We start from the raw sequence: 19,828 nt of genomic DNA, 5'->3' as shown, positions 1-19,828 counted from the left end.
GTTAGATCGACCTCGCTTTGATGAGCGTCTCCTCCGCATCCACCGCCCCGTCCAGTTCTTCGACCTCGTCGGCCAGGACGTACCGGCTGAACGTCGGTCCCGTCACCCGGTAGTACCGACCCAGCGTCTCCTTGCGCATCTTGTCGGCCACGACCGTCGTGTCCAGCGCGTCCATGGCCATCTCTTTGGCTTCTTCGAGCGTGATCCCCGTGAAGTCCTCCGTGGCCTCCTTGTCGAAGATCACTTCGTGCACGTCCTCGCCGTCGTCGAGCACCCCCTTGATCCGGAGGTCGAACTCGCCTTCGGCCTCGCCGTGTTCGGAACAGCGCCCGTTCTGGAGGACGCGCGTACAGTCCTCCTCGGGACAGCGCTTGATCAGTCCGGACCCGCTCTGGATGTCCACCAGCGCGCCCTCCACGGTCGTGTCGTCGTCGCCGACCTCGATGTCCTCGTCGGCGTCCTCGATGACCGTCGTCCGGTTGAGCTTGACCGAGAACCGACCCTGGTACTCGTCGGTCACGACGTTACGCAGGTGGTAGACCTCGCCGTCTTCCAGTTCCGGGAGGTCCGACTTCGACCACTTCGTGAACTTGATCGTGCCCGTCTCGTCGCCGAGCAGGCCGACCTGTGCGACCGCGTCGCTGTTTGGCTCCCACAGCTCGACGACCTTCGCCGTCAGGTCGATCCACTCCTCGGCCGCGTCCACGTCGCTGACCTGAACCTGCTCGTTGCCGCCACCGCCCGACAGCTCCTCGCGGTCCATGTCCGCCTCGTCGAGGTACGTGCTAGTGACGCTCCGGCGCGCCTCGTCGAGTGGTACCTTGTACTCCTCGACGAGCGTCTCCAGTCGCTCGTGGACGTCGTCGACCGAGATCTCTAGCTGATCGGAAAACTGCTCGTGTATCTCTTCCGCCTGGGTACGCAAATCTGTCATTGCTCTCACTGCCTCCGCGTCGTTTTCAATGGGAGGCAAGTGAGCGTTGGTCGGCTTCGGTGATAAAGGCTCGGCCCACCCGGAGTGAAAGTGAAACCGCCAGACAGCGGCGGGACGCCTCGGACTCGCTGCGGCGGCCACGGCCGCCGGCACGGGGTCCGTAACCCATATATGAACAGTTGTTCAGATACTCAGGTATGAGCGAGACCGAGCGGATCGAGCGGCTCATCACCGAGGAGTCGGGCGAGTGTTGCGCGGCCGACGTGGCGGATCGACTGGACACGCTCCGTGAGTACCGGTCGTCGGGCGCGGACGACTACGCGACCGATCTGGACGCGCTGAAGACGCTGGGTAACGACACGCGCTACGAGATCGTGCGGCTGCTGACGGCGGCCGGGCGGGAACTCTGTGTCTGTGAGATCGACCCCGTGATCGACGTGAGCGACAGCGCGATCAGCCACGCCCTCTCGGACCTCCGGGAGGCCGGCCTCGTGACCCGGCGAAAAGACGGCACCTGGCGGTACTACGAGGCGACCGAGCGGGCCGAGGCACTGCTCGCCGCACTGGACGACACGCGGGGTGAGCGATGACCGTCCGGATCGCGTTCGTCTGCGTCCAGAACGCCGGGCGCTCCCAGATGTCGACGGCCTTCGCGGAGCGGGAACGTGAGGAGCGCGGGCTCGAAGACGACGTGGCGATCCTGACGGGCGGGACCCACCCCGCCGACGCGGTCCACGAGGAAGTTATCGAGGTCATGGGCGAAGTGGGATTCGACCTCTCGGACCGGGAACCCCGCGAGATCGACACCGCCGAACTGAACGCCTGTGATTACGTCGCGACGATGGGCTGTTCGACCCTCGAACTCGACGCGGACGGCCCGGACGTGCGCGACTGGGCGCTCGACGACCCGGACGGGCAGGACCGCGACGCCGTGCGGGCGATCCGCGACGAGATCGAGGGTCGCGTCAGCGACCTCTTCGACGAGATCGAACGGGAGGCCTGACCGTGGCGCTGTCGGAACTGTGGGCGCTGGAGATGCTCGTCGCGGCGTTCGCTGGCGGCGCGTTCGGCGCGGCCATCGGCGCGCTCCCCTCGTTCGCGCTCGCGGGCCTGTTCGTCGTCGTCGGCGAACTCTACGCGCTGGCGGCCCGGACGGTCGGCGTCGAGACACTGCCGGTCGACGTCACGGGCTCGGTCGCGTTCGGCGTCGTCCTCGGCCCCCACGTCGCCTTCGGCGGCGGCGCGGCGGCGCTGGCCTACGCCACGAAGCGCGGCTATCTCGACACCGACTTCGAGTACCACCAGGCCAAGGAGGTGACCCGCGGGCTCGGGAGCGATCCGGACGTGCTCGCGGTCGGCGGCCTGTTCGGCGTCGTCGGCTACTGGATCGCGACCGCCTCGGCCTCGCTCGCCGTCCCTGTCGACCCCGTCGCGCTCGGCGTCGTCGGCTCCGCACTGGCCCACCGCGTCGCCTTCGGCTACAGCCTCGTCGGTGCCGGGCCGCGCCGGTGGTTCGACATGCGCCCCTACGAGCGAGCCGAGGAGGGACAGAGCGAGACGCTGGCGGACGGCGGTGAGCGAAGCGAAGCTCCCCGATCCACGTCGGACACACAGTCCGACGGTGGTCCCGCGAGTGGCGCGAGCGGGGCCTCGTCGGACACACAGTCCGACGGTGGTCCCGCGAGTGGCGCGAGCGGGGCCTCGTCGGACACACAGTCCGACGGTGGCGTCCGGCGCGTCGAGCCGTGGCTCCCCTACCAGTATCGCTGGCCCAACGTCGCGATGCTGGGGCTGGTCGTCGGCGTCCTCGGCGCGTACGTGGCCTACCTGACCGCCAGCCCGTTCCTCGCGTTCGGGCTCAGCGTCGTCGCGCTCGTGTTCCTCAACGCCGACGTGGCCGAGATCCCCGTCACGCACCACATCGCGCTCCCGGCCAGCACCGCCGTCCTGGCGCTGGTCGAGCCGACTGCGGGACCGCTGACGCCCGGGCTCGTCACGGGTGCCGTCCCGCTCGGACAGGCACTCCTCGTCGGCGCGCTGTTCGGCCTCGTCGGCGCACTGCTGGGCGAGGTGACACAGCGGATCTTCTACGCCCACGCCGAGACCCACCTCGACCCGCCGGCGGCGAGCATCGTCCTGACCTCGCTGTTGATCGGCCTGCTCGCCATCGCGGGCGTCCTCCCCTCGGCAGTGTGGATTCCGACGCCCTGAAACGCGGGCGAGCGGGTTCGACGCCGGTCGAACTCGCCGGTCTTTTTGTCCGTTCCCGAGAAGGAGGGGTATGGACATCGGGACGGCGGTGAGTTGGCGACGCGTCGGGTTGCTCGCGGCAGGCCTGTGCCTCACGATCGGCGGCATCGTCCTGGGCGTGGGCGTGCTGTTCGCCCTGATGGCCGTTCTCATCCTGGGTCTCGGACTCGACCTGTCGAATCAGAGCCTCCTGATCTTGAATCTGATCGCCGTGCAGGGTGTCGGCTTCCCCGTCGTCGGCTACGCGTACCTCCGGTATCGAGGCCGGCGCGTGTGGGAATTCGTCCCGACCGCGATCCCGAACCTCCGCCAGATCGGCGTGATCGTCGGCGGCTGGCTCGGAGCGCTCGTCCTCGTCAGCATCGCCGGGGTCGTGATCCAGGTCACCGGGACGACCGCCGCGGAGAACCAGGCCGGGCAGGTCGTCGCCGAGAATCCCGGGTTCGTCCCGTTCCTGCTCCCCTTCGTCTTCCTGCTCAACGGCCCCGGCGAGGAGTTCCTCTTTCGGGGCGTCATCCAGGGCCGGTTCCGGGAGGAGTTCCACCCGGCCGCCGCCATCGTCCTGGCCACGCTGATGTTCGCACCGATCCACGTCTTCTCCTTCGTCGGTGCCACGCCACAGGCGGCGCTCGTGACGATCAGCATCCTCACCGTCCCGAGTCTGGTCTTCGGCGCAGTCTACGAGATCACGGACAACTTCACCGTCCCGGCACTCGTCCACGGCCTCTACAACGCGACGCTGTTCGGCAGTATCTATCTGGCCGACACCGTGGCACTGGCAGGCATATGACCGGATCGAGCGCCGTCTCTTAGTAGCCGGCCCCCCAACTGCGGGTATGGACGAGGACGGGCGACTCCGCCGGTTCGTCGAGAACCTCCGGTCGGCCGGCGACCAGTTCGCCGAGGCGAAACGCGCCTACAGCGACGCCAAACGGGCCGCGCTGGCAGACCTCCCCCAGGACGAGCGGGGCCGCGCGAAGCTCGTCTGTCGCCGCTACGCCGAGAAACGCGCCGTCGCGCTCGACGACGCTGGCCGCCCCGCCTGTTTCGACCCCGACCACCGCGATTGCCAGGGCTGTGTCGAGGACGTGCGCGAGGGCGTCGTCGAGACCTGGTAGGCTTTTTCCCCCGAGCGGCCGTCACGCCGGTATGGACCGTCCGCTCGTCGCCGTCGTCCTCGCCGGTGGCACCGGCACCCGGCTCTACCCCGCCAGCCGGAGCCACCGGCCCAAGCAGTTCCAGTCGTTCGACGGCGAGCAGTCGCTGCTCTCGGCCACCGTCGACCGCGCCGGCTTCGCCGACGAGGTGTACGTCCTCACCCGCCCCGAATTCGCCGAATCCGTCCGCGAGCACGCGCCACAGGCCGCCGTCCTCACCGAACCCGAACCGCGAGACACCGGCCCCGCCATGGTGTACGCGGCCCATCGCATCCGCGACCAGTTGAGCGAGGCCGTCATGGTCACCCTGCCAAGCGACCACCGGATCGACGGCGACTTCGCCGGCACCGCCCGCACGGCCGCGCAGGTCGCCGACAGCACCGGCGGCCTCGTCACCGTCGGCGTGGAACCCACCCGCCCCGCGACGGGGTACGGCTACATCGAACCAGGGGAAAGACGGGACGGCTACCACACCGTCGCCTCCTTCACCGAAAAGCCCGACCGCGACACCGCCGAACGGTACGTCGAGCAGGGCTACTACTGGAACGCCGGCATCTTCGCGTGGACGCCCAACGCCTTCCTCGGCGAGGCCCGACAGTCCTCGCTGGGCCCGCTCGTCGAGGCCATGGACAGCGGCGACCCCGACCGCGGCTTCGCGGCCGTCGACCCCGTCAGCGTCGACTACGCCGTCCTCGAACGCACCGACAAGGCCTACGTCGTCCCCGCGAGTTTCGAGTGGGACGATCTCGGCTCGTGGGACGCCGTCGAACGCCTCCTCGACGCCGACGAGGCGGGCAACGTGGTGCTGGGCGACGCTCTACTCGAGGACGCCACCGACAACGTCGTCGCCACCGACGGCCACGTCAGTCTGGTCGGCGTCTCGGATCTAGTGATCGCCAGCTACGGCGACCGGACGCTGGTGATCCCGAAGGATCGCGCGCAGGAGGTGCGCGACATCGTCGCGCAGTTGCGTGCCGACGGCCTGTACTAGCTCCGCAGACTCCCGCCGTCGACCGGCACCGCCGCGCCGGTGACGTAACTCGCCGCCTCACTGGAGAGCCACGCGACCGTCTCGCCCAGTTCCTCGGGGTCGCCGATCCGTTCCAGCGGGATGCCGTCCGACCAGTCGTCCAGCCCTTCGTCGTAGCTCTCGTACTCGCCGCGGTCGATGTTCTGCTCGATCAGGTCCTCGATGCGGCTTGTCTCGTGTGCCCCCGGCAGGACCGCGTTCACCCGCACGTCGGGCGCGAACTCCCGCGCCTGGGTCTTCATCAGCCCGATGACCGCCCGGCGGACCGAATTCGAGAGGACCAGTCCGTCGATGACCTCCTGCACCGACCGGGAGGTGATGTTTACGATGGTCCCCGCGTCGCTCTCTTGCAGGTGTGGGTAGGCTTCCCGGGTCGTCCGCACCACGCTCATCACCAGCAGATCGTACGCCGAGTAGAAGTCCGCGTCGTCCATGTCGAGGAAGGGGCCGCTCGGCGGGCCGCCCGCGCTCGTGACGACGTGATCCAGCCCCCCGAACGCGTCGACGGTCTCGCCGACGAACCGCTCGATGTCGTCGGCGTCGGTGATGTCGGCCTCGACCGCAAGCACGTCGCCGTCACCGAGTTCCTGCAGGGCGGCCTCGGCCTCGTCGAGCCGGTCGGGCGAGCGGCCACAGATCGCCACGTCCGCGCCCTCCCGGGCGAACGACTCGGCGCTGGCCAGACCGAGGCCGCTGCTGGCTGCCGTACACAGTACCGCGTTCCCGTCGAGTTCGAGATCCATGTCCGGGCCGACGGCGGCCGCCGCCTAAAGGCTCACTCCTCGGGCCGCTGGCGCACCCGCACCGCGCCGTCGCTGGTGACGCCGACGAACAGTCGCCGCTCGACGTTGCGCCCGACCACCGCGTCGCCGGCCTCGTCGCTGATCCGCTTCATGAGTTCCGGGGCCGTGTGGTTCACCTTGACCCCGACCTCGTCACACTCCGCGAACACCCGCGCCGGCACGTCGTAGAGGTCCGTCCCCGCATCGAGGGTGATCCGAACCGGCGCGCGCAACGTCTCCGCGAACGCGATGGTCTCACGCGCCTTCGAGACGTTGTCGCGGGCGCTGGACTCGACACTGGAGACGTTCGCTCGCGACGTGCCCAGCAGGTCGGCGATCTCGGCCTGGGCCAGTCCCCGCTCGCGCAGTGCCAGCACTTCCGCCTGTCGCCGCGTCAGGACGTTCGCCGCGGGATCGAATCCCGCCCGCTCCAGAATCCCGTCGACGTCGATCTCGTCGTCAGTCATTCGTGTGTCCCACGTGTCCGTTGCACAGCGGTAACACCGCCCGCGCGAAAAACCCACCGTCCGAACGCCCGGTGACAGCCGTCAGGTTGGGGCACCGAGAGTCTGGATTGTCCACAGTCCTGCCGGTCACGACCCCCCGAGCCGCTTCAACTGCCCCAGAAGTTGTCCCGACTCCCGAGGTGTGGCTTGTCCTCGTCCTCGTCGTCGGCCTCGGCTTCGTCGGCATCGGCATCCGCCGCCTCCTCGGCCTCGACTTCGTCGTCTTCGTCCGCTTCCTCGGCCTCGTCTTCGAGCGGGAGGCGCTCGACCTCCTCGGCCTTGGCGTGATTCGAGTGGACGCGCGTGATCTGGACGCGCGCCCGGGCCTCCGGCAGGACGCCGTCGACCATCACGATGAACCCGTCCTCCGTGCGGCCGACGCCGGCCCCGCTCTCGTGGATGTCCTCGACCGTCACGACGACTTCCTCGCCCGGCTGGACCGGCTGTTCTTTCAGGTCGCGGATCGGCTGGTTGTAGTGGCTGCACCACTCCGCGCCGCCGCGGTCCCCGTAGTGCTGGCACCCCATGCCTTCGATTCGTTCGCTAAAACTGGGGCAGTCGTCCGCCAGTGGACAATCCGGCATACTGAGGCGTACTCACAGCGGAGATTAAACGCTTACGACCCACCTTTTTACTTCGGGGGGTGGCGGCTCGCCGCCACCCTCGCTCGCAGAAACGTGGGCGAAAAAGGCGCGAGCGCGGCATCGCCGCGCTCGCGTAGAACCGCGCGCCGCAGGCGCGCGGATGCTCGACAACTTCCGCACCGCCCCCGCTACTGCACCACCTCCGCGAACCGCCTGACTTCCGTGGCGACCTGTGACGGGTCCGAGAAGATCGCCGTGTGGCCGACACCGTCCATCTCGACCGTCTCGGCGTCGGTCAGCCGGTCGTCCAGTTCCCACACCGCGTCCCGGAGATGTGTCGGCCCGCGCTCGCCCGTGAGCAGGAGTGTCGGCTGTGGGAGTGTGTGGTCGTCGGCGAGTCGGTACTCCTCGACGGCATAGTTCTCCCGCACGACCGTCTCCGCCAGGTGGAAGTTGACCCCCTCGGGCCAGAACTGGAGCCGTTCCGGGTCCTCGACCTCCCCCGAATCCCGGAAGAATTCCGCCATCGCCTCGCGGCGCTCGCCAGCATCGAGGTGGGCGTCCATCCGCGCCGCCAGGTCGTCGCCGCGATGCTCACCGACCAGTATCGCCGGCTCGTAGAGAATCGCCCCCGCGAGTCCACCGTCTCTGGCGACTTCCAGCGATACCAGCCCGCCGAAGGAGTGCCCGAACAGGATCGGCTCGCCGTCGACCGCCTCGACGACCGCCCGCACGTCCGCGACCTCCCGGTCGAGGCTGTAGTCGTCCGCATCGCCACTCTCGCCCCGGCCGCGCCGGTCGGGGGTGACGACTGCGAACTCGTCGGTGAGGTGGGGCACCAGCGCGTCCCAGCTGTGGCGCGTCCCGGACCCACCGTGGACCAGCACGAGCGGCTGCCCGTCGCCTCGTCGTTCGCACGCGATCTTCGTCCCATCCGCTGATTCGACTGTGAACATGAACGGACCCCCTCGTTGTGGGGTGGCCGAGATAACCCCTTCTCTCAGTGCTGGGGGTATTCAAGTACCCCCACCGTTCACGCGAAGAACTCCCGGATCGGGTCGATCTGTTCGGGCGTGTTCAGTGCCGGCGCGTGGCCGCAGTCGATCTCGACCGTCTCTGCCTCGGGTTGGGCCTCGCACATTCGCTCGTAGGCGTCTTCGGGCAGGATGTCGGAGTCGACTCCGCGGAACAGCAGGATCGGCACGTCGATGGCCGCCCACACGTCCCACGGGTCGGGGCCCTCGTCGCCGTCCTCGCCGGCGAGGATGCGCGGATCGTAGTGTGTCGTGACACGACCGTCGTCTGTCCGCCGCGCCGAGGTCCTGGTCAACCGCCGGTACTCGGCGTCGGTCATCTCGCTGAACCGCCCCTCGTACAGGTCCCTGAAGTACGCCTCCAGTTCCGTCACCGTCTCGACCGTCGGCGGGTCGGGGACGTACTCCATGATCCGCCCGAGCGCCTCGGGCGCGGAATCGGCCTCCGGATTCGGCGGCATGTCGTTGATCACCAGCCGCTCGATCCGGTCGGCGAGCGGCCCCCCGGCCAGCGCCATGCCAAGCCCGCCGCCCATCGACGTGCCGACGTACCGGAGCGAACCCAGGTCGAGTGCCTCACAGAACCCGACCAGTGTCTCGACCATGGCCGCGTTGCTGTAGCGCTCCGCGGGGTCGTCGGCCCACTCGCTCCAGCCCCGTCCCGGCATGTCCGGGCAGACCACGTGGTAGTCGGCCTGCAGTTCGCGCGCCAGTGGATCGAAGTCCCGCCCGTTCCGGGAGAGGCCGTGAACGCACAGCACTGTGGAGTCGGCCGGGTCGCCCCACGCCGAGTAGTGGATCTCGATCCCGTCGACGGTGACGAACTCGTCGCGTCGTGCCATGCCCCCGCTTGGTCGGGCCCGCTCAAAAGTCCCGGTGGCGTGGTGGGCAATCACATCCACGCCGCGACCAGACCGGGGGGATTTTACTCCGGGAGTCTCTGGGGAGGAACACAATGGGCTTTGGAAGCTACGACGAATCCGAGCAGAAGGATCAGAACGTCGACACCGACGAGGACGAGGCCGTCAACGTCCACGAAGACCACGACACCGGCGACGTCGAGTTCCAGTCCGACAAGGACACCGAGGAGCTGGTGGACCAGCTCCAGCACATGAAAGACTAAATTTTTACTTCGTCGGGTTCGCGCGAAGCGCGAACCACTCCTCGCAAAAATTTAGTATAAAAACTGTCCGGACGCTCGCTTCGCTCGCGTCCGGTGAACCGGCGCGCGGAGCGCGCCGGATGCTTCTGGTCCGCACAGACGGTGTGGTCGATTATTTGATATTCGAGAGGTTAATGAAAGAGGGACAACAGCTACACGTGTGCGCCGACGCGTCTACGTCTCGTCGCTTCTTGCGGGTACTGTCGGGGTCGCTGGCTGTCTCGAATCCACCAGTTCTGACACGTCCTCCAATACCGCCCCATCGAGTGCAACACGTCCCGAGGAAGGGGCAGAACTGACAGGAAGCGTCCACACGGCGACTGTCGATGACGGGAAACGAATCCGCTATACGCTCAGCATGTCCGAACCTCCGGCGGATTTCGATGGGGACTCTCCACCAACTATCGAGTTCGAAGGCGATGGAACACGGATCACCGTCTCGGGTGGGATGTTGTACGGGTCGAGTACCTGTGACGAAATCGCTGTGCAGGACCTCGCAATGACTGTCGGACCCGAATTACGGATCGTGATCGGCGCAGCAACGAGGGGTGACGCACCGCGAACCTGTACCGCTGACATGGCGTATGCCCTGTACGACCTCGTGCTGGAAACGGACGGCATCTCTCCGAGTAAGGTAACCGTGGTCGAGAACCCTGAGGGTGAAGATCAACAGCAATGGAGTGCGACACCACCAGAGTGACACGTTGGCATGGTCACTGTATCGGTTGTTTCACTGGCCGTCGCCCGAAGCTAGCATCCGCGCGACCAGGGCGGGACCGACGGTCCCGCTGGCAGTCGGCGCGAGGCGACGCCGAGCGCCGAGAAAGTTTTTATACTAAATTTTTGCGAGGAGTGGTCGCCGAAGGCGACCCGACGTGGTTCGAGAGAGCTTCGCTCTCTCGTCATGTCGCCAGACGTCGAAGACTTCTGGCTGCTAACCAGAACGCTCCGCGTTCTGGTAATGCCGAAAGAGGGCGGGGCGCTCTTTCGTAGCAAAGTAAAAATTTAGTTCACTGCCCGCCGTCGCCGACCGCGGGTTTCGAGCCCGTCGCGTCTCGACTCCCCGGTTGGACCGTGAACGCCGACAGCAGCGACTGCAGGTCCTCGGCGCGGGTCCGCAGCGTCGAGACGGCGGCCTCGACCTCGGAGATCGACGCCGACTGCTCCTGAGCGACCGACGACACCGTGTCCGTCTCCTCGGCCGTCTCCCGGCTCAAGTCCGTCACTTCGTCGATCATCGCGACGGCTTCCTCCGTGGACGCGGCCTGTTCGTCGACCGTGTCGCTGATCTCCTGGACACCGCTGTCGGTTTCGGCGGCGTTCTCCGAGACGTCCTCGAACGCCGCCACGGCGTCCTCGATCGCATCGATGCCCTCGACGACGCTCGATTCGGCCTCCTGTGCCTTCTCGACTGCCTCCTGACTCTCCGCCCGGGTGCCCTCGATCAGCTGTTCGATGTCGCCCGCGGCCGACCGGGTCTCCTCGGCGAGGTTCTTCACTTCGTTCGCGACGACGGCGAACCCCTCGCCGGCGTCCCCGCCACCGCCGTTCCCGGCGCGGGCCGCCTCGATGTTGGCGTTCAGCGCGAGCATGTTCGTCTGCTCGGCGATGTCGCCGATCAGCTCGACGATCTCGCCGATCTCGTCCATCTGCTCGTCCAGCGACTCGACGCGCTCGACGGTCGCCTCGATGGCCGTCCGAACGTCCTGGGCCTGCTCGCGTGCGCGGTGGGCGGTCCGTTCGCCGCGGTCCGCCACGTCGGCCGTCGCCTGTGAACTCTCGGCGACGGTCTCGGCCGAGGCGGCCACCTCCTCGATGGTCGCCGATAGGTCGGTCATCTCGTCGGCCGTGGCTTCGAGTTTCTCGCGCTGCTGGTCGGTCGCGGTCGTGATCCGCTGGACGGACTCGGTGAGCGACTCGGAGGCCGTCCGTGCCTCGGCGGCCTCGGTCGAGACCTGCTCGCTCTCGGTCGCGACCTCGTCGGCGAACGTCTGGATCTCCTCGACCGTCGACTCCAGTTCGGCGAGCATGCCGTTGAACGCCGTCCCGATCTCGCCCATCGCGTCGTTCTCGTCGTCGATCTCGACGCGGACGCTCAGGTCGCCGTCCGCCGCCCGATCCATCTGGGCCCGGTAGCGGTCGGCGACCCGTTCGAGGCGCTCGTTTCGCTCGCGGACCTCGGCCATCTTGCGTTCGGCCTCGGCCTGGGCCTCCTCGGCCTCCTCCCGTTTCCGTTCGATCTCGGCCTGTTTGGCCTCCAGATCGTCGATCTGCTGGGCGCGGTCCCGAGCCTGTGCCAGCTGTTCGCGAGCCTCCTCGCGGGAGCGTTCGGTCGACACCCAGTTCGACATCAGTGCGAGCGCCAGAAAGAGGACGAAGATGCCGTGGATGAGGCCCCAGACCCACGGGTTGTTGATCGCGGCCGTGTGATTGTACACGCGACTGGCCTCGATGGTCCCGAACACGCCGTGGGTGAAGACGACGTAGCCCAGGCCGAGCGCGAACGGAAGCCAGTCCTCGTAGGTCGCGACGACGGCCATCGCGACGAAAAAGTGGAAGTGTGCCTCGATGTACCCGCCCGAGAACTGCACCAGGACGACCGACGAGGCCAGCAGACTGGTGATCGCCAGCGCGGTCCGGACGCGCCGCGAGAACGGGCCCGCCCAGGCCGCCGCCGCGAGCGCGAACACGATCCCGATCTCCAGAAAGATCAGCGGGAGCGGCGTCGCCGGAATGCGCGCCTCCGCGATAGGCGTCGTGCCGCTGTAGATGCCCAGCAGGAACCACAGCGGTAGCTGTAACAACGTCGCGACGATCACGTTTCGGTGGCGCGCCCGCCACGTCGACTCGGGAATCGTCGTCCCGTCCGGGATGTACGACACGAAGGTCGCGAGCGCGTCCCGGAGACTCTCGTCCCCTGGCGCACTCGTCCCGGCTGTACCAGATGCCCCTGACATAGCTTCAACTCGGTCAATGGCGCTATGAATCTTTGCCCGAAAGACTCAGCCGTGATAACAGTGGTTTCGGGCCGTGAGGCCACGAAGCGGCCCGTCGCTCGCGTCAGGCCACCGGCGTGCGCTCGACGACCTGCCCGTCGTAGGACGGATACTGCTCGACGATCTCGCCCTCGTCGAGGTCGCCGTCGGCGACCATCTCCTCCAGCAACCACCACGCCACCTCGACGTGGTCGGATTTCACAGTATAGTACTCCTCGGGCACGCCCAGCGCCTCGAAGCGCTCGGGGTCGGCCCAGGTCTTCCCGTAGACAAGGGTGCCGTCGTCGGTCACCTCGTCGAACGGGCGGCGGATCGTGCGGGCCATCCGCTTGAGCCGGCGGCGATGCTGGGCGGCGTCCTTGAAGACGGAGGTACAGAAGTACACTTTCTCGTGGTCGCCCATGACCTCCAGAATGTCCTCGCGTGAGTTCTCGACGGCGCTCATGTGGCCCTCCTTCCGCTCGTAGCCTTCTTCCTGCATCCGCCGGTAGTTGCCGTCTGACATCTCGAACTCGTTGATGTTACAGAAGTCGGCCGCGCCCTCGTCCAGGAACTCCAGGAACTCCGTCTCGGGCCGGATGCCAGGAATCTCGAAGGCCGGCGTCAGCCCTTCCTCGCGGGCGATGTAGAGGATGTCCTCCCACTCGGTGCCGTGCAACTCGCCCCACTGCTCGAACGGCGGGTGGAAGCGAATCTCGTCGAGGCCGGCCTCGCTCAGGCGGCGCATGTTCTCGCGACCGCCGGTGATACCGGTGTAGAGGTGGGTGTGGAAGTCCTCGCCGTACTCGTCTTTGAGCAGGGAGAGATAACGAGTCGTTCGTGCCATGGCCTCCTGGGGTTCGCCGCCGGTGATCGAGGCCCCGAGCGCGTCCATGCGCTCGGCCTCCTCGATCACGTCCTGGTCGTCCTCGACCTTGCGCTCGTTGGCGTACACGTCGGTGACGTTCTTGCGGTTCTCCCCGAGCGGGCAGTAGAAACAGTCGCGCTGATCGCAGTACCCGTAGACGAACAGGACGAGCTTGCCGCCCTCGGCGCACTGTTCACAGCCCTTCGAGATCATCGGTTACCCCTTCTTTCCCGTCGAGCGGCAAAAGCCGTGCGATAGGCGACCGAGGCGACCCAAGACCGATTGTGACCGAGTCACTAGCCGTGGTATGGCCGAGCGCCCGGAGGAGGAGGGAGACGACTCGGACGGAGCGACGGTGGAAGCCGACTCGCCGCGGTTACCGAGCGGGTCGTCGGGGTGGGTCGAACAGGTCGTCGGCTTCTCGGAACAGGTGATGCAGTGGGTCGAACTCGTCGCCGGGTTCGTGCTGGTGGCGCTGTTCGCCATCGGCGTCTTCGATCTCGGCCTGCAGATCTACCAGGAGATCCAGTCGGGCGACATCAGCGATCCGCTCGTCGTCATCGGGTTCATCGACACCGCACTCCTGCTTTTCATCATCGTCGAGGTGTACCAGACGGTCGTCGCCTACGCCCGCTCGGACGAGACCGCGCGCATCCTCCGACTGGTCATCTTCACCGGCGTCATCGCGCTGGTCCGGAAAGCCATCGTCTTCCGGGCGGGCGAGTACGGCGACAAGACCGACGCCTTGCTGGTCGCGGTGGCCTACGGCATCCTCACCGTCGCGCTGGCCCTCCTGCTGTACGTCAGTTACCAGTACGTCGGCGGCCGCGAGGACGAACCGGTGGAATACTGATGCCCAAAAGCAGATAAGCGACAGCGGCGAAGTGGCGAGTAATGCTGCTGGTCCTGTGTGTGGACCTCGACGACGACCTCGGACGCAAGACCGGGATGGACACCCCGGTGATCGGCCGCGACGCCGTCGAAGAGGCCGCCGTGGCGCTCGCGACCGCGGACCCCGAGGACTCCGACGTGAACGTCCTGTTCGAGGGGCTCCACATCCAGAAGTCCATCGAGGACGAGGACGTCGAGGTCGCCGCAGTGACCGGGGTCGACGGCAAGGACGTGGCGGCAAACCGCAAGGTCGGCGAGGAAGTCGACACCGTGCTGGCGAGCATCTCCGCCAGCGACGACGTGCGCGCCATCGTCGTCACCGACGGCGCACAGGACGAGAGCGTCGTCCCCGTCATCCGGTCGCGCGTCTACATCGACGGCGTCCAGCGCGTCGTCGTCCGCCAGGCACAGGACCTCGAATCGATGTACTACACCATCAAGCAGGTGCTGGACGACCCCGAGACCCGCGGGACCATCCTCGTCCCCCTCGGGATTCTCCTCCTGATCTACCCGCTGGCGATCATCGCCGACCTGCTGGGCCTGCCGGGCGCGGTCTTCGGGATCACCTCGGGCCTGCTCGGCCTCTACATCCTGGGTCGTGGCCTCGGCGTCGAGCGGGCGCTGGACTCGGCCATCGACCGCCTCCGGTCGGTGTTCTACGCCGGTCGCGTGACGCTGATCACCTCCGTCGTGGCCGCCGCTCTCCTGCTCATCGGCGGCGTCGAAGGCGTCCAGTCCCTGGAGACCGCCCAGACCAGTCGCGGGACGCTGGGCGCACTCGAAGTGCTGGCGGCGCTCGTGATCGGGGCCGTCCGCTGGTTCGCCGCCGCCGGCATCACCTCCAGCCTCGGCCGCGTCACCGACGAGTACCTCGCCGGCGAGTTCGAGTGGCACTACCTCAACGCCCCCTTCTACGTCGTCGCTATCTCGGCCGTCCTCTACGGAATGAGCGCCTACTTCCTCGAACTGGTCACCCTCTCGTTCCTCGCGGCGACGCTCACCGGCGGCACCATCCTCGGACTCGTCAGCACGCTCGCCTTCGCCGTCGTCGAATCCCACGTCCAGAAGAACCGACCACCAGCCTGAGCCGCGACTCGAAACCGCCCGGCGGCGTGACCACAGCCGAGTTCGACAGAACGCTTATTCCACCCACGGTCGTAGGCCGTGGTATGTCTAGCCGGGAGATCCGTCTCATCGAAGAAGCCGACGGCCAGTGGTCCGCGGTCGACGTCGAAACCAGCGTCGTCACGCAGGGCGAAACCCGCCAGCAAGCCCTGGAAGTCCTCGACGAAGCCGTCGCCCTCTACACCGACGACGACGGCACGGCCATCGGCGACGAAGTGGCCTACCTCGAGGATCACGGGATCGACCCGGCCGAGGTCACAGATCCCCGGGATCTGCCCGACTTTATGCAGTAGGAGGGTGACCGAAGGGAGCCCTCAGTAATTACGAACGGCGACCAGCGGGAGCCGTGAGTAGCGAGGACGAGCGAAGCGAGTCCTCGAACGGTCGAGCGGGGAGGGACGACCCGCGAGACGGCGAGTCCTCGGAACAGCGAGCGGCTCCGCCGCTCGCTCTCCGCGGCCTCACTTCGTTCGGCCGCCCACTCACCGCTCACGGACTGCGTTCGCGGCTCACTTCGTTCACCGCTCACGGACAACCACGAACTCCGCCAGATCCTCGAGATACGCCAGGGCCTCGGAGTCCTCGGCGTCGACCGTCGACAGCGACGCCAGCGCCTCGTCGGACATCTCGCGTGCGCGCTCGTTGGCCTCCTCCGGGGTGAGATCGGTCACCTGCACGAGCGACGGCCGATCCATCTCCGCGTCGTGACCCGTCGGCTTCCCCAGGTCGTCGGCCTCGGCGGTCGCGTCCAGCACGTCGTCGCGCATCTGGAAGGCGATTCCGACCCGCTCGGCGTACTGCCCGAACGCCTCGACCGTGTAGGCGTCGGCGTCGGCCGCGATAGCCCCCAGCTCGGCGGCGGCGCGGAACAGCGCGCCCGTCTTCCGGCGAGCCAGTTCCATGTACTCGGCCTCGTTTTCCGGCTGGGCGACCAGTTCCGTCGCCTCCCCCTCGCCGAGTTCGACCATCGACTCCGAGACGGCCTGCATCGCCCGCTCGTCGCTGGAAAACAGGGCGAACGCCTCACCGAGCAGGCCGTCCGAGGCGATGATCGCCGGGCCGAAGCCGAATTCGGCCCACGCGCTCGGGACGCCCCGCCGGACCTCCGAGTCGTCGATGATGTCGTCGATCACCAGCGAGGCGTTGTGGACGAGTTCGATGCCCACGGCGAAATCGACCGCGTCCGCCGGGTCACCCCCCAGCGTCTCACAGACCAGCACCGTCACCGTCGGGCGGACGCGCTTCCCGCCCGAGAGCGTGACGTGGCCCAGCTCGTCGGCCAGCTCCGCCGGCTCGACCCCGTCGAGGACCGCCTCCAGCCGCTCCTCGACGCGCGCCCGTCGGCGCTCCAGATACTCCATTACCGGGCAGTTAGGACCAGGGACCAATGAGGTTGACGAAGCGACGCGTCGGCGTTCCCCACCGGTCGCCCCGCCGCGACGACCCTCAGAACGAGTCGACGACCGGAATCCCGTCCGTCTCGAAGTCGGTCATCGCCGCCAGCTTGTCCGACACGTCTTCGAGTCCGACGGTCTCGGATACCACCGCGCTCGGATCGATCTTGCCCGTCGACACCATCCGGAAGATCTCGTCGTACCTTGAGACCGGCATCCCGTAGGACCCGAGGAACTCGATCTCCTGCATCACCATCGCGTCGGTCGGCTGTGGGATCGACCCCTTCTCCTCCTCCGTCGTCAGCCCGATCTGGAGATGTTGCCCACGGTTCCCGAGGCTCAGCACCGAGTTCCGACTCGTCTCGGCCACGCCGAGGGCGTCGACGCTGACCGCCGCGCCGCCGTCGGTGAGCCCCTTGATCGCCTTGGGGACGCGCTCGGTCTCGGCCGCGTTGATCGTCTCGACCGCCCCCAGTTCCTCGGCCTGGCTGAGCTTGTCGTCTTTCAGGTCGACCGCGACCACGTTCGCGCCCAGTGCGTCCGCGATGTGGACCGCCGAGAGTCCCACGCCGCCACAGCCGTGGACGGCCACCCAGTCGCCCGCCCCCACGTCCGCGCGGTGCGCCAGCCCGTGGAAGGATGTCATGAACCGACAGCCCAGGCCCGCCATGTCGACCGACGTGACCCCGTCGGGCAACTGGACCGCGTTGAAGTCGGCGAAGGGGACGTGGACCTGCTCGGCGAACGCGCCCTGGGCCTGCTCGACGAAGCCCAGCGGAATGCCGTTGTCACAGGTGTTCGAGTGACCCGTCCGACACTCCGGACAGGTACCGTCGCCCAGGCTGAACGGAATCGCGATGTGGTCGCCCTCCCGGACCTGTTCGACCTCGTCGCCGACCGCGATCACGCGGCCGGCCGGCTCGTGGCCGAGGATCTGCCCTGCACCGGCGTCGATCCCCAGCCAGTCCCAGTCGCCCTGCCAGACGTGCCAGTCACTCCGGCAGATCCCGCAGGCCTCCGTCTCGACGACGACTCCGTGGGGGTCCGGTTCCGGCGCGTCTACGTCCTCGATAGCCAGTGGCTCCCCGTGCTCCTCGATGACAGCTGCGCGCATATCGTCTCGACCGTGGAGTGGTGCGGGGATAAGTGTTGACGCGGGCGTGTGAACCACACTAAGTGGCCGGCCAAAGCGGGCGACGGAGCGGGGACGACACCGGCGACGAAGCGCCGCCGCTCACGCCGTTCGCGACCGTCGAAAAAACGAAGCGAGTTGCCCCGATTTACACGTCCGGCACTTCGCCGCCGAACTCCTCGATGAGAGCCGGCACGACCTCGAAGAGGTCGTCTTCGATGCCGTAGTCGGCGAGGTCCCAGATGGGTGCGTTGGGGTCGGTGTTGATCGCGACGATGGTGTCTGCGCCCTTCATCCCGGCGACGTGCTGGACTGCACCGGAGATGCCGATGGCGATGTACACGTCGGGCGTGACGACCTTCCCGGACTGGCCGACCTGCCGGTTGGCGGGCAGCCAGCCGTTGTCGACGATGGGGCGGGACGAGGAGAGGGTGGCGTCGGTCGCCTCGACCAGCGCCTCGATCAGCGGGAGGTTCTCCTCCTCGTCGATCCCGCGGCCGATGGAGATCAGGAAGTCCGCCTCGCTGATGTCCACGTCGCCGCCGGCGACCTCCTCGAAGCCGGTGACGGTGGACTGGATCTCGCTCTCGTCGATGTCGGCGTCGAACGCCTCGATGGCGGCGTCGCCGTCACCCTCGGCCTGGGGCCACTCGGCCGGCCGGATCGTGACTGCGGCGTGGTCTTCCTCCACGTCGATGGTCGTCTCGACCTTGCCACCGTACTGTTCGCGAGTGACGGTGAGTCCGCCGTCTTCCTCCAGGTCGACCGCGTCGGTCACGAGCGGCAGGGAGAGGCCCTCGGCGACGGCCGGGGCGTAGTCCATCCCGTTGACCGAGTTGGGGGCCAGGAGGTACTGCGGGTCCAGCTCGGCGTAGAGCTGTTCGATGGCCTGCGTGTACACGTCGTGGTTGAACTCCTCACCGTACTCGACGGTGTGGATGGCGTCGACGCCCTCGCGGTTGACCTGCTCGGCGTAGTCGTCGACGTCGCCGCTGATGACGGCCAGGTGCAGGTCGCCGCCGGTCTGGTCGGCCAGGTCGCGGCCGGCCGTGACCATCTCCAGGCTCACGTCGCGCAGTTCGCCACGGCGGTGCTCGGTGACGGCGAGAACGTCGCTCATCCCTCGACCACCCCCTTGTCGCGGAGGAATTCAGCCAGCTGCCCGGCCGTCTCCTCCGCGTCGCCGCTCCAGACCGTCGCGTCGCCCTCGGACTCGGGCTCGTACATGTCGGTCTGGGCCAGCGGGCTCTCGAGATCGTCGGCGGAGAGGCCGACATCGTCGAGCGTCTGCACGTCCAGCGGCTTGCTCTGCGCCTGGCGGATACCGCGCAGGCTCGCGTAGCGGGGCTCGTTGATCCCGGACTGGATCGTCAGCACGGCGGGACTCTCGACCTCGGTGAGTTCCTCGACGCCGCCTTCCAGTTCGCGGTGGACGTTGGCGACGCCGCCCTCGATGTCGAGGTCGAGCTGGTTGACGACGGCGGCCCACTCGAAGCCGATCTTTTCGGCCAGTGTGACGCCCGTCGCGCCGTTGGACTCGTCACCGGCCTGGACGCCGGTCAGGACGAGATCGGGGTCTTCCTCCTCGACGACACCCGCGAGCAGTTCGGCCTTGGTTTCGACGTCGAGCTTGCCCGCACCCTCGATGTCGTCGTCCCACACGCGGATCGCGCGGTCGGCACCCTTGGCCAGCGCCATCCGGATGGTCTCCTCGGCGCGCTCCGGACCGATGGTCGCGGTGACGACCTCCACGTCGTCCTCGGCCTCGCTGATCTGGACGGCCTCCTCGACGGCGTAGTCGTCCCATTCGTTGAGGTCGTATTCGAGATACTGCTCGGCGATATCGCCGCCGGAGATCTCGAATTCGTCCTCGACTTCCGCCACCTCCTTTACCGTTACGAGAATCTTCATGCTCACCCGAACCTGTGGATTACTCCCCGTTAAACGTTTCCGAACGCCGGAACCGCAGACAACTGTTCATCCCGCAACCCGACGGTGGTGGCC

The 19,828-nt window shown here is 67.5% G+C and carries 23 protein-coding genes; 11 read left to right on the top strand and 12 right to left on the bottom strand.

Translation table 11 applies throughout. The annotated features are described in order from the left end of the window. Nucleotide 1 precedes the first annotated feature (1 nt). Complete coding sequence (locus tag ACOZ4N_RS15310; RefSeq protein ID WP_424017236.1) at nt 2–934, bottom strand: replication factor A; 933 nt, start codon at nt 932–934, stop codon at nt 2–4. 197 nt (nt 935–1,131) lie between these two features. On the opposite strand from ACOZ4N_RS15310, the gene ACOZ4N_RS15305 reads away from it, so the two are divergent. The 6 genes from ACOZ4N_RS15305 (at nt 1,132) to ACOZ4N_RS15280 (ending at nt 5,332) form a co-directional block, all read left to right on the top strand. After that, nucleotides 1,132–1,524, top strand: a complete 393-nt coding sequence (locus ACOZ4N_RS15305; protein WP_424017235.1) for an ArsR/SmtB family transcription factor — start codon at nt 1,132–1,134, stop codon at nt 1,522–1,524. Further along, nucleotides 1,521–1,937 carry a low molecular weight phosphatase family protein gene (locus ACOZ4N_RS15300; RefSeq protein WP_424017234.1) on the top strand — a complete coding sequence of 139 codons (417 nt, stop codon included), beginning with the start codon at nt 1,521–1,523 and terminating at the stop codon, nt 1,935–1,937. Before ACOZ4N_RS15305 ends, ACOZ4N_RS15300 begins: the two co-directional genes overlap by 4 nt. Nucleotides 1,938–1,939: 2 nt before the next feature. Continuing rightward, nucleotides 1,940–3,145, top strand: coding sequence for a hypothetical protein (locus ACOZ4N_RS15295; protein ID WP_424017233.1), 1,206 nt, complete (start codon nt 1,940–1,942; stop codon nt 3,143–3,145). Nucleotides 3,146–3,215: 70 nt separating this feature from the next. Beyond that, nucleotides 3,216–3,974, top strand: a complete 759-nt coding sequence (locus ACOZ4N_RS15290) for a lysostaphin resistance A-like protein (protein WP_424017231.1) — start codon at nt 3,216–3,218, stop codon at nt 3,972–3,974. Between the two features lie 46 nt (nt 3,975–4,020). After that, on the top strand, nt 4,021–4,302 hold the full coding sequence (locus ACOZ4N_RS15285) for a DUF7091 family protein (protein WP_424017230.1): 282 nt from the start codon (nt 4,021–4,023) through the stop codon (nt 4,300–4,302). A gap of 31 nt (nt 4,303–4,333) precedes the next feature. Further along, a complete protein-coding gene (locus ACOZ4N_RS15280) occupies nt 4,334–5,332 on the top strand; it encodes a mannose-1-phosphate guanylyltransferase (protein ID WP_424017229.1) in 999 nt (332 codons plus the stop codon). Here the strand turns inward: ACOZ4N_RS15280 and ACOZ4N_RS15275 are convergent. From ACOZ4N_RS15275 to ACOZ4N_RS15255, 5 genes are all read right to left on the bottom strand, one after another. Next, nucleotides 5,329–6,114, bottom strand: a complete 786-nt coding sequence (locus tag ACOZ4N_RS15275; protein ID WP_424017228.1) for an SDR family oxidoreductase — start codon at nt 6,112–6,114, stop codon at nt 5,329–5,331. The genes ACOZ4N_RS15280 and ACOZ4N_RS15275 overlap by 4 nt on opposite strands. 32 nt (nt 6,115–6,146) lie before the next feature. Next, complete coding sequence (locus ACOZ4N_RS15270) at nt 6,147–6,620, bottom strand: Tfx family DNA-binding protein (RefSeq protein WP_424017227.1); 474 nt, start codon at nt 6,618–6,620, stop codon at nt 6,147–6,149. Nucleotides 6,621–6,766: 146 nt separating this feature from the next. Further along, nucleotides 6,767–7,243, bottom strand: a complete 477-nt coding sequence (locus tag ACOZ4N_RS15265; protein WP_424017226.1) for a TRAM domain-containing protein — start codon at nt 7,241–7,243, stop codon at nt 6,767–6,769. A gap of 188 nt (nt 7,244–7,431) precedes the next feature. After that, nucleotides 7,432–8,199, bottom strand: coding sequence for an alpha/beta fold hydrolase (locus ACOZ4N_RS15260; protein ID WP_424017225.1), 768 nt, complete (start codon nt 8,197–8,199; stop codon nt 7,432–7,434). A 77-nt stretch (nt 8,200–8,276) separates the two neighbouring features. Then, nucleotides 8,277–9,119 (bottom strand): alpha/beta fold hydrolase, encoded by an 843-nt coding sequence (locus tag ACOZ4N_RS15255; protein ID WP_424017224.1) that lies wholly within the window; start codon nt 9,117–9,119, stop codon nt 8,277–8,279. A gap of 113 nt (nt 9,120–9,232) precedes the next feature. On the opposite strand from ACOZ4N_RS15255, the gene ACOZ4N_RS15250 reads away from it, so the two are divergent. Beyond that, nucleotides 9,233–9,400 (top strand): DUF5786 family protein, encoded by a 168-nt coding sequence (locus tag ACOZ4N_RS15250; RefSeq protein WP_424017223.1) that lies wholly within the window; start codon nt 9,233–9,235, stop codon nt 9,398–9,400. Nucleotides 9,401–9,599: 199 nt separating this feature from the next. Next, nucleotides 9,600–10,139, top strand: a complete 540-nt coding sequence (locus ACOZ4N_RS15245) for a hypothetical protein (RefSeq protein ID WP_424017222.1) — start codon at nt 9,600–9,602, stop codon at nt 10,137–10,139. Between the two features lie 310 nt (nt 10,140–10,449). Here ACOZ4N_RS15245 and ACOZ4N_RS15240 read toward each other — a convergent pair whose 3' ends face one another. Continuing rightward, nucleotides 10,450–12,396: a methyl-accepting chemotaxis protein gene (locus ACOZ4N_RS15240; protein WP_424017221.1), complete on the bottom strand. Its 1,947-nt coding sequence runs from the start codon at nt 12,394–12,396 to the stop codon at nt 10,450–10,452. A 103-nt stretch (nt 12,397–12,499) separates the two neighbouring features. Next, nucleotides 12,500–13,495, bottom strand: a complete 996-nt coding sequence (locus ACOZ4N_RS15235) for a radical SAM protein (protein ID WP_424017220.1) — start codon at nt 13,493–13,495, stop codon at nt 12,500–12,502. Between the two features lie 94 nt (nt 13,496–13,589). On the opposite strand from ACOZ4N_RS15235, the gene ACOZ4N_RS15230 reads away from it, so the two are divergent. From ACOZ4N_RS15230 to ACOZ4N_RS15220, 3 genes are all read left to right on the top strand, one after another. After that, nucleotides 13,590–14,135, top strand: coding sequence for a phosphate-starvation-inducible PsiE family protein (locus tag ACOZ4N_RS15230; RefSeq protein WP_424017219.1), 546 nt, complete (start codon nt 13,590–13,592; stop codon nt 14,133–14,135). A gap of 41 nt (nt 14,136–14,176) precedes the next feature. Next, nucleotides 14,177–15,259 (top strand): DUF373 family protein, encoded by a 1,083-nt coding sequence (locus tag ACOZ4N_RS15225; protein WP_424017218.1) that lies wholly within the window; start codon nt 14,177–14,179, stop codon nt 15,257–15,259. Nucleotides 15,260–15,342: 83 nt separating this feature from the next. Further along, the gene (locus ACOZ4N_RS15220) at nt 15,343–15,591 is read left to right on the top strand and encodes a type II toxin-antitoxin system HicB family antitoxin (RefSeq protein WP_424017217.1); all 249 of its coding nucleotides are present in this window, start codon (nt 15,343–15,345) and stop codon (nt 15,589–15,591) included. A gap of 225 nt (nt 15,592–15,816) precedes the next feature. Here the strand turns inward: ACOZ4N_RS15220 and ACOZ4N_RS15215 are convergent, their stop codons facing one another. The 4 genes from ACOZ4N_RS15215 to ACOZ4N_RS15200 form a co-directional block, all read right to left on the bottom strand. Continuing rightward, nucleotides 15,817–16,659: a polyprenyl synthetase family protein gene (locus ACOZ4N_RS15215; RefSeq protein WP_424017216.1), complete on the bottom strand. Its 843-nt coding sequence runs from the start codon at nt 16,657–16,659 to the stop codon at nt 15,817–15,819. Nucleotides 16,660–16,744: 85 nt separating this feature from the next. Next, the gene (locus tag ACOZ4N_RS15210) at nt 16,745–17,806 is read right to left on the bottom strand and encodes a zinc-dependent alcohol dehydrogenase family protein (RefSeq protein ID WP_424017215.1); all 1,062 of its coding nucleotides are present in this window, start codon (nt 17,804–17,806) and stop codon (nt 16,745–16,747) included. A 166-nt stretch (nt 17,807–17,972) separates the two neighbouring features. Beyond that, on the bottom strand, nt 17,973–18,944 hold the full coding sequence (locus ACOZ4N_RS15205; protein ID WP_424017214.1) for an electron transfer flavoprotein subunit alpha/FixB family protein: 972 nt from the start codon (nt 18,942–18,944) through the stop codon (nt 17,973–17,975). Next, nucleotides 18,941–19,735 carry an electron transfer flavoprotein subunit beta/FixA family protein gene (locus ACOZ4N_RS15200; RefSeq protein ID WP_424017213.1) on the bottom strand — a complete coding sequence of 265 codons (795 nt, stop codon included), beginning with the start codon at nt 19,733–19,735 and terminating at the stop codon, nt 18,941–18,943. The genes ACOZ4N_RS15205 and ACOZ4N_RS15200 overlap by 4 nt, the downstream gene beginning before the upstream one ends. Nucleotides 19,736–19,828 lie beyond the last annotated feature (93 nt).

The organism is Halorientalis pallida (assembly GCF_049605515.1).
Lineage (GTDB): Archaea > Halobacteriota > Halobacteria > Halobacteriales > Haloarculaceae > Halorientalis > Halorientalis pallida_A.
This window is presented reverse-complemented; position numbering and strand designations above follow the sequence as displayed.

What these genes read in the sequence shown, in the direction of transcription:
- ACOZ4N_RS15310 (WP_424017236.1), bottom strand. Translation starts at nt 934, where the DNA reads ATGACAGATTTGCGTACCCAGGCGGAAGAGATACACGAGCAGTTTTCC.
- ACOZ4N_RS15305 (WP_424017235.1), top strand. Translation starts at nt 1,132, where the DNA reads ATGAGCGAGACCGAGCGGATCGAGCGGCTCATCACCGAGGAGTCGGGC.
- ACOZ4N_RS15300 (WP_424017234.1), top strand. Translation starts at nt 1,521, where the DNA reads ATGACCGTCCGGATCGCGTTCGTCTGCGTCCAGAACGCCGGGCGCTCC.
- ACOZ4N_RS15290 (WP_424017231.1), top strand. Translation starts at nt 3,216, where the DNA reads ATGGACATCGGGACGGCGGTGAGTTGGCGACGCGTCGGGTTGCTCGCG.
- ACOZ4N_RS15285 (WP_424017230.1), top strand. Translation starts at nt 4,021, where the DNA reads ATGGACGAGGACGGGCGACTCCGCCGGTTCGTCGAGAACCTCCGGTCG.
- ACOZ4N_RS15280 (WP_424017229.1), top strand. Translation starts at nt 4,334, where the DNA reads ATGGACCGTCCGCTCGTCGCCGTCGTCCTCGCCGGTGGCACCGGCACC.
- ACOZ4N_RS15275 (WP_424017228.1), bottom strand. Translation starts at nt 6,114, where the DNA reads ATGGATCTCGAACTCGACGGGAACGCGGTACTGTGTACGGCAGCCAGC.
- ACOZ4N_RS15270 (WP_424017227.1), bottom strand. Translation starts at nt 6,620, where the DNA reads ATGACTGACGACGAGATCGACGTCGACGGGATTCTGGAGCGGGCGGGA.
- ACOZ4N_RS15265 (WP_424017226.1), bottom strand. Translation starts at nt 7,243, where the DNA reads ATGCCGGATTGTCCACTGGCGGACGACTGCCCCAGTTTTAGCGAACGA.
- ACOZ4N_RS15260 (WP_424017225.1), bottom strand. Translation starts at nt 8,199, where the DNA reads ATGTTCACAGTCGAATCAGCGGATGGGACGAAGATCGCGTGCGAACGA.
- ACOZ4N_RS15255 (WP_424017224.1), bottom strand. Translation starts at nt 9,119, where the DNA reads ATGGCACGACGCGACGAGTTCGTCACCGTCGACGGGATCGAGATCCAC.
- ACOZ4N_RS15250 (WP_424017223.1), top strand. Translation starts at nt 9,233, where the DNA reads ATGGGCTTTGGAAGCTACGACGAATCCGAGCAGAAGGATCAGAACGTC.
- ACOZ4N_RS15240 (WP_424017221.1), bottom strand. Translation starts at nt 12,396, where the DNA reads ATGTCAGGGGCATCTGGTACAGCCGGGACGAGTGCGCCAGGGGACGAG.
- ACOZ4N_RS15235 (WP_424017220.1), bottom strand. Translation starts at nt 13,495, where the DNA reads ATGATCTCGAAGGGCTGTGAACAGTGCGCCGAGGGCGGCAAGCTCGTC.
- ACOZ4N_RS15230 (WP_424017219.1), top strand. Translation starts at nt 13,590, where the DNA reads ATGGCCGAGCGCCCGGAGGAGGAGGGAGACGACTCGGACGGAGCGACG.
- ACOZ4N_RS15225 (WP_424017218.1), top strand. Translation starts at nt 14,177, where the DNA reads ATGCTGCTGGTCCTGTGTGTGGACCTCGACGACGACCTCGGACGCAAG.
- ACOZ4N_RS15220 (WP_424017217.1), top strand. Translation starts at nt 15,343, where the DNA reads ATGTCTAGCCGGGAGATCCGTCTCATCGAAGAAGCCGACGGCCAGTGG.
- ACOZ4N_RS15215 (WP_424017216.1), bottom strand. Translation starts at nt 16,659, where the DNA reads ATGGAGTATCTGGAGCGCCGACGGGCGCGCGTCGAGGAGCGGCTGGAG.
- ACOZ4N_RS15210 (WP_424017215.1), bottom strand. Translation starts at nt 17,806, where the DNA reads ATGCGCGCAGCTGTCATCGAGGAGCACGGGGAGCCACTGGCTATCGAG.
- ACOZ4N_RS15205 (WP_424017214.1), bottom strand. Translation starts at nt 18,944, where the DNA reads ATGAGCGACGTTCTCGCCGTCACCGAGCACCGCCGTGGCGAACTGCGC.
- ACOZ4N_RS15200 (WP_424017213.1), bottom strand. Translation starts at nt 19,735, where the DNA reads ATGAAGATTCTCGTAACGGTAAAGGAGGTGGCGGAAGTCGAGGACGAA.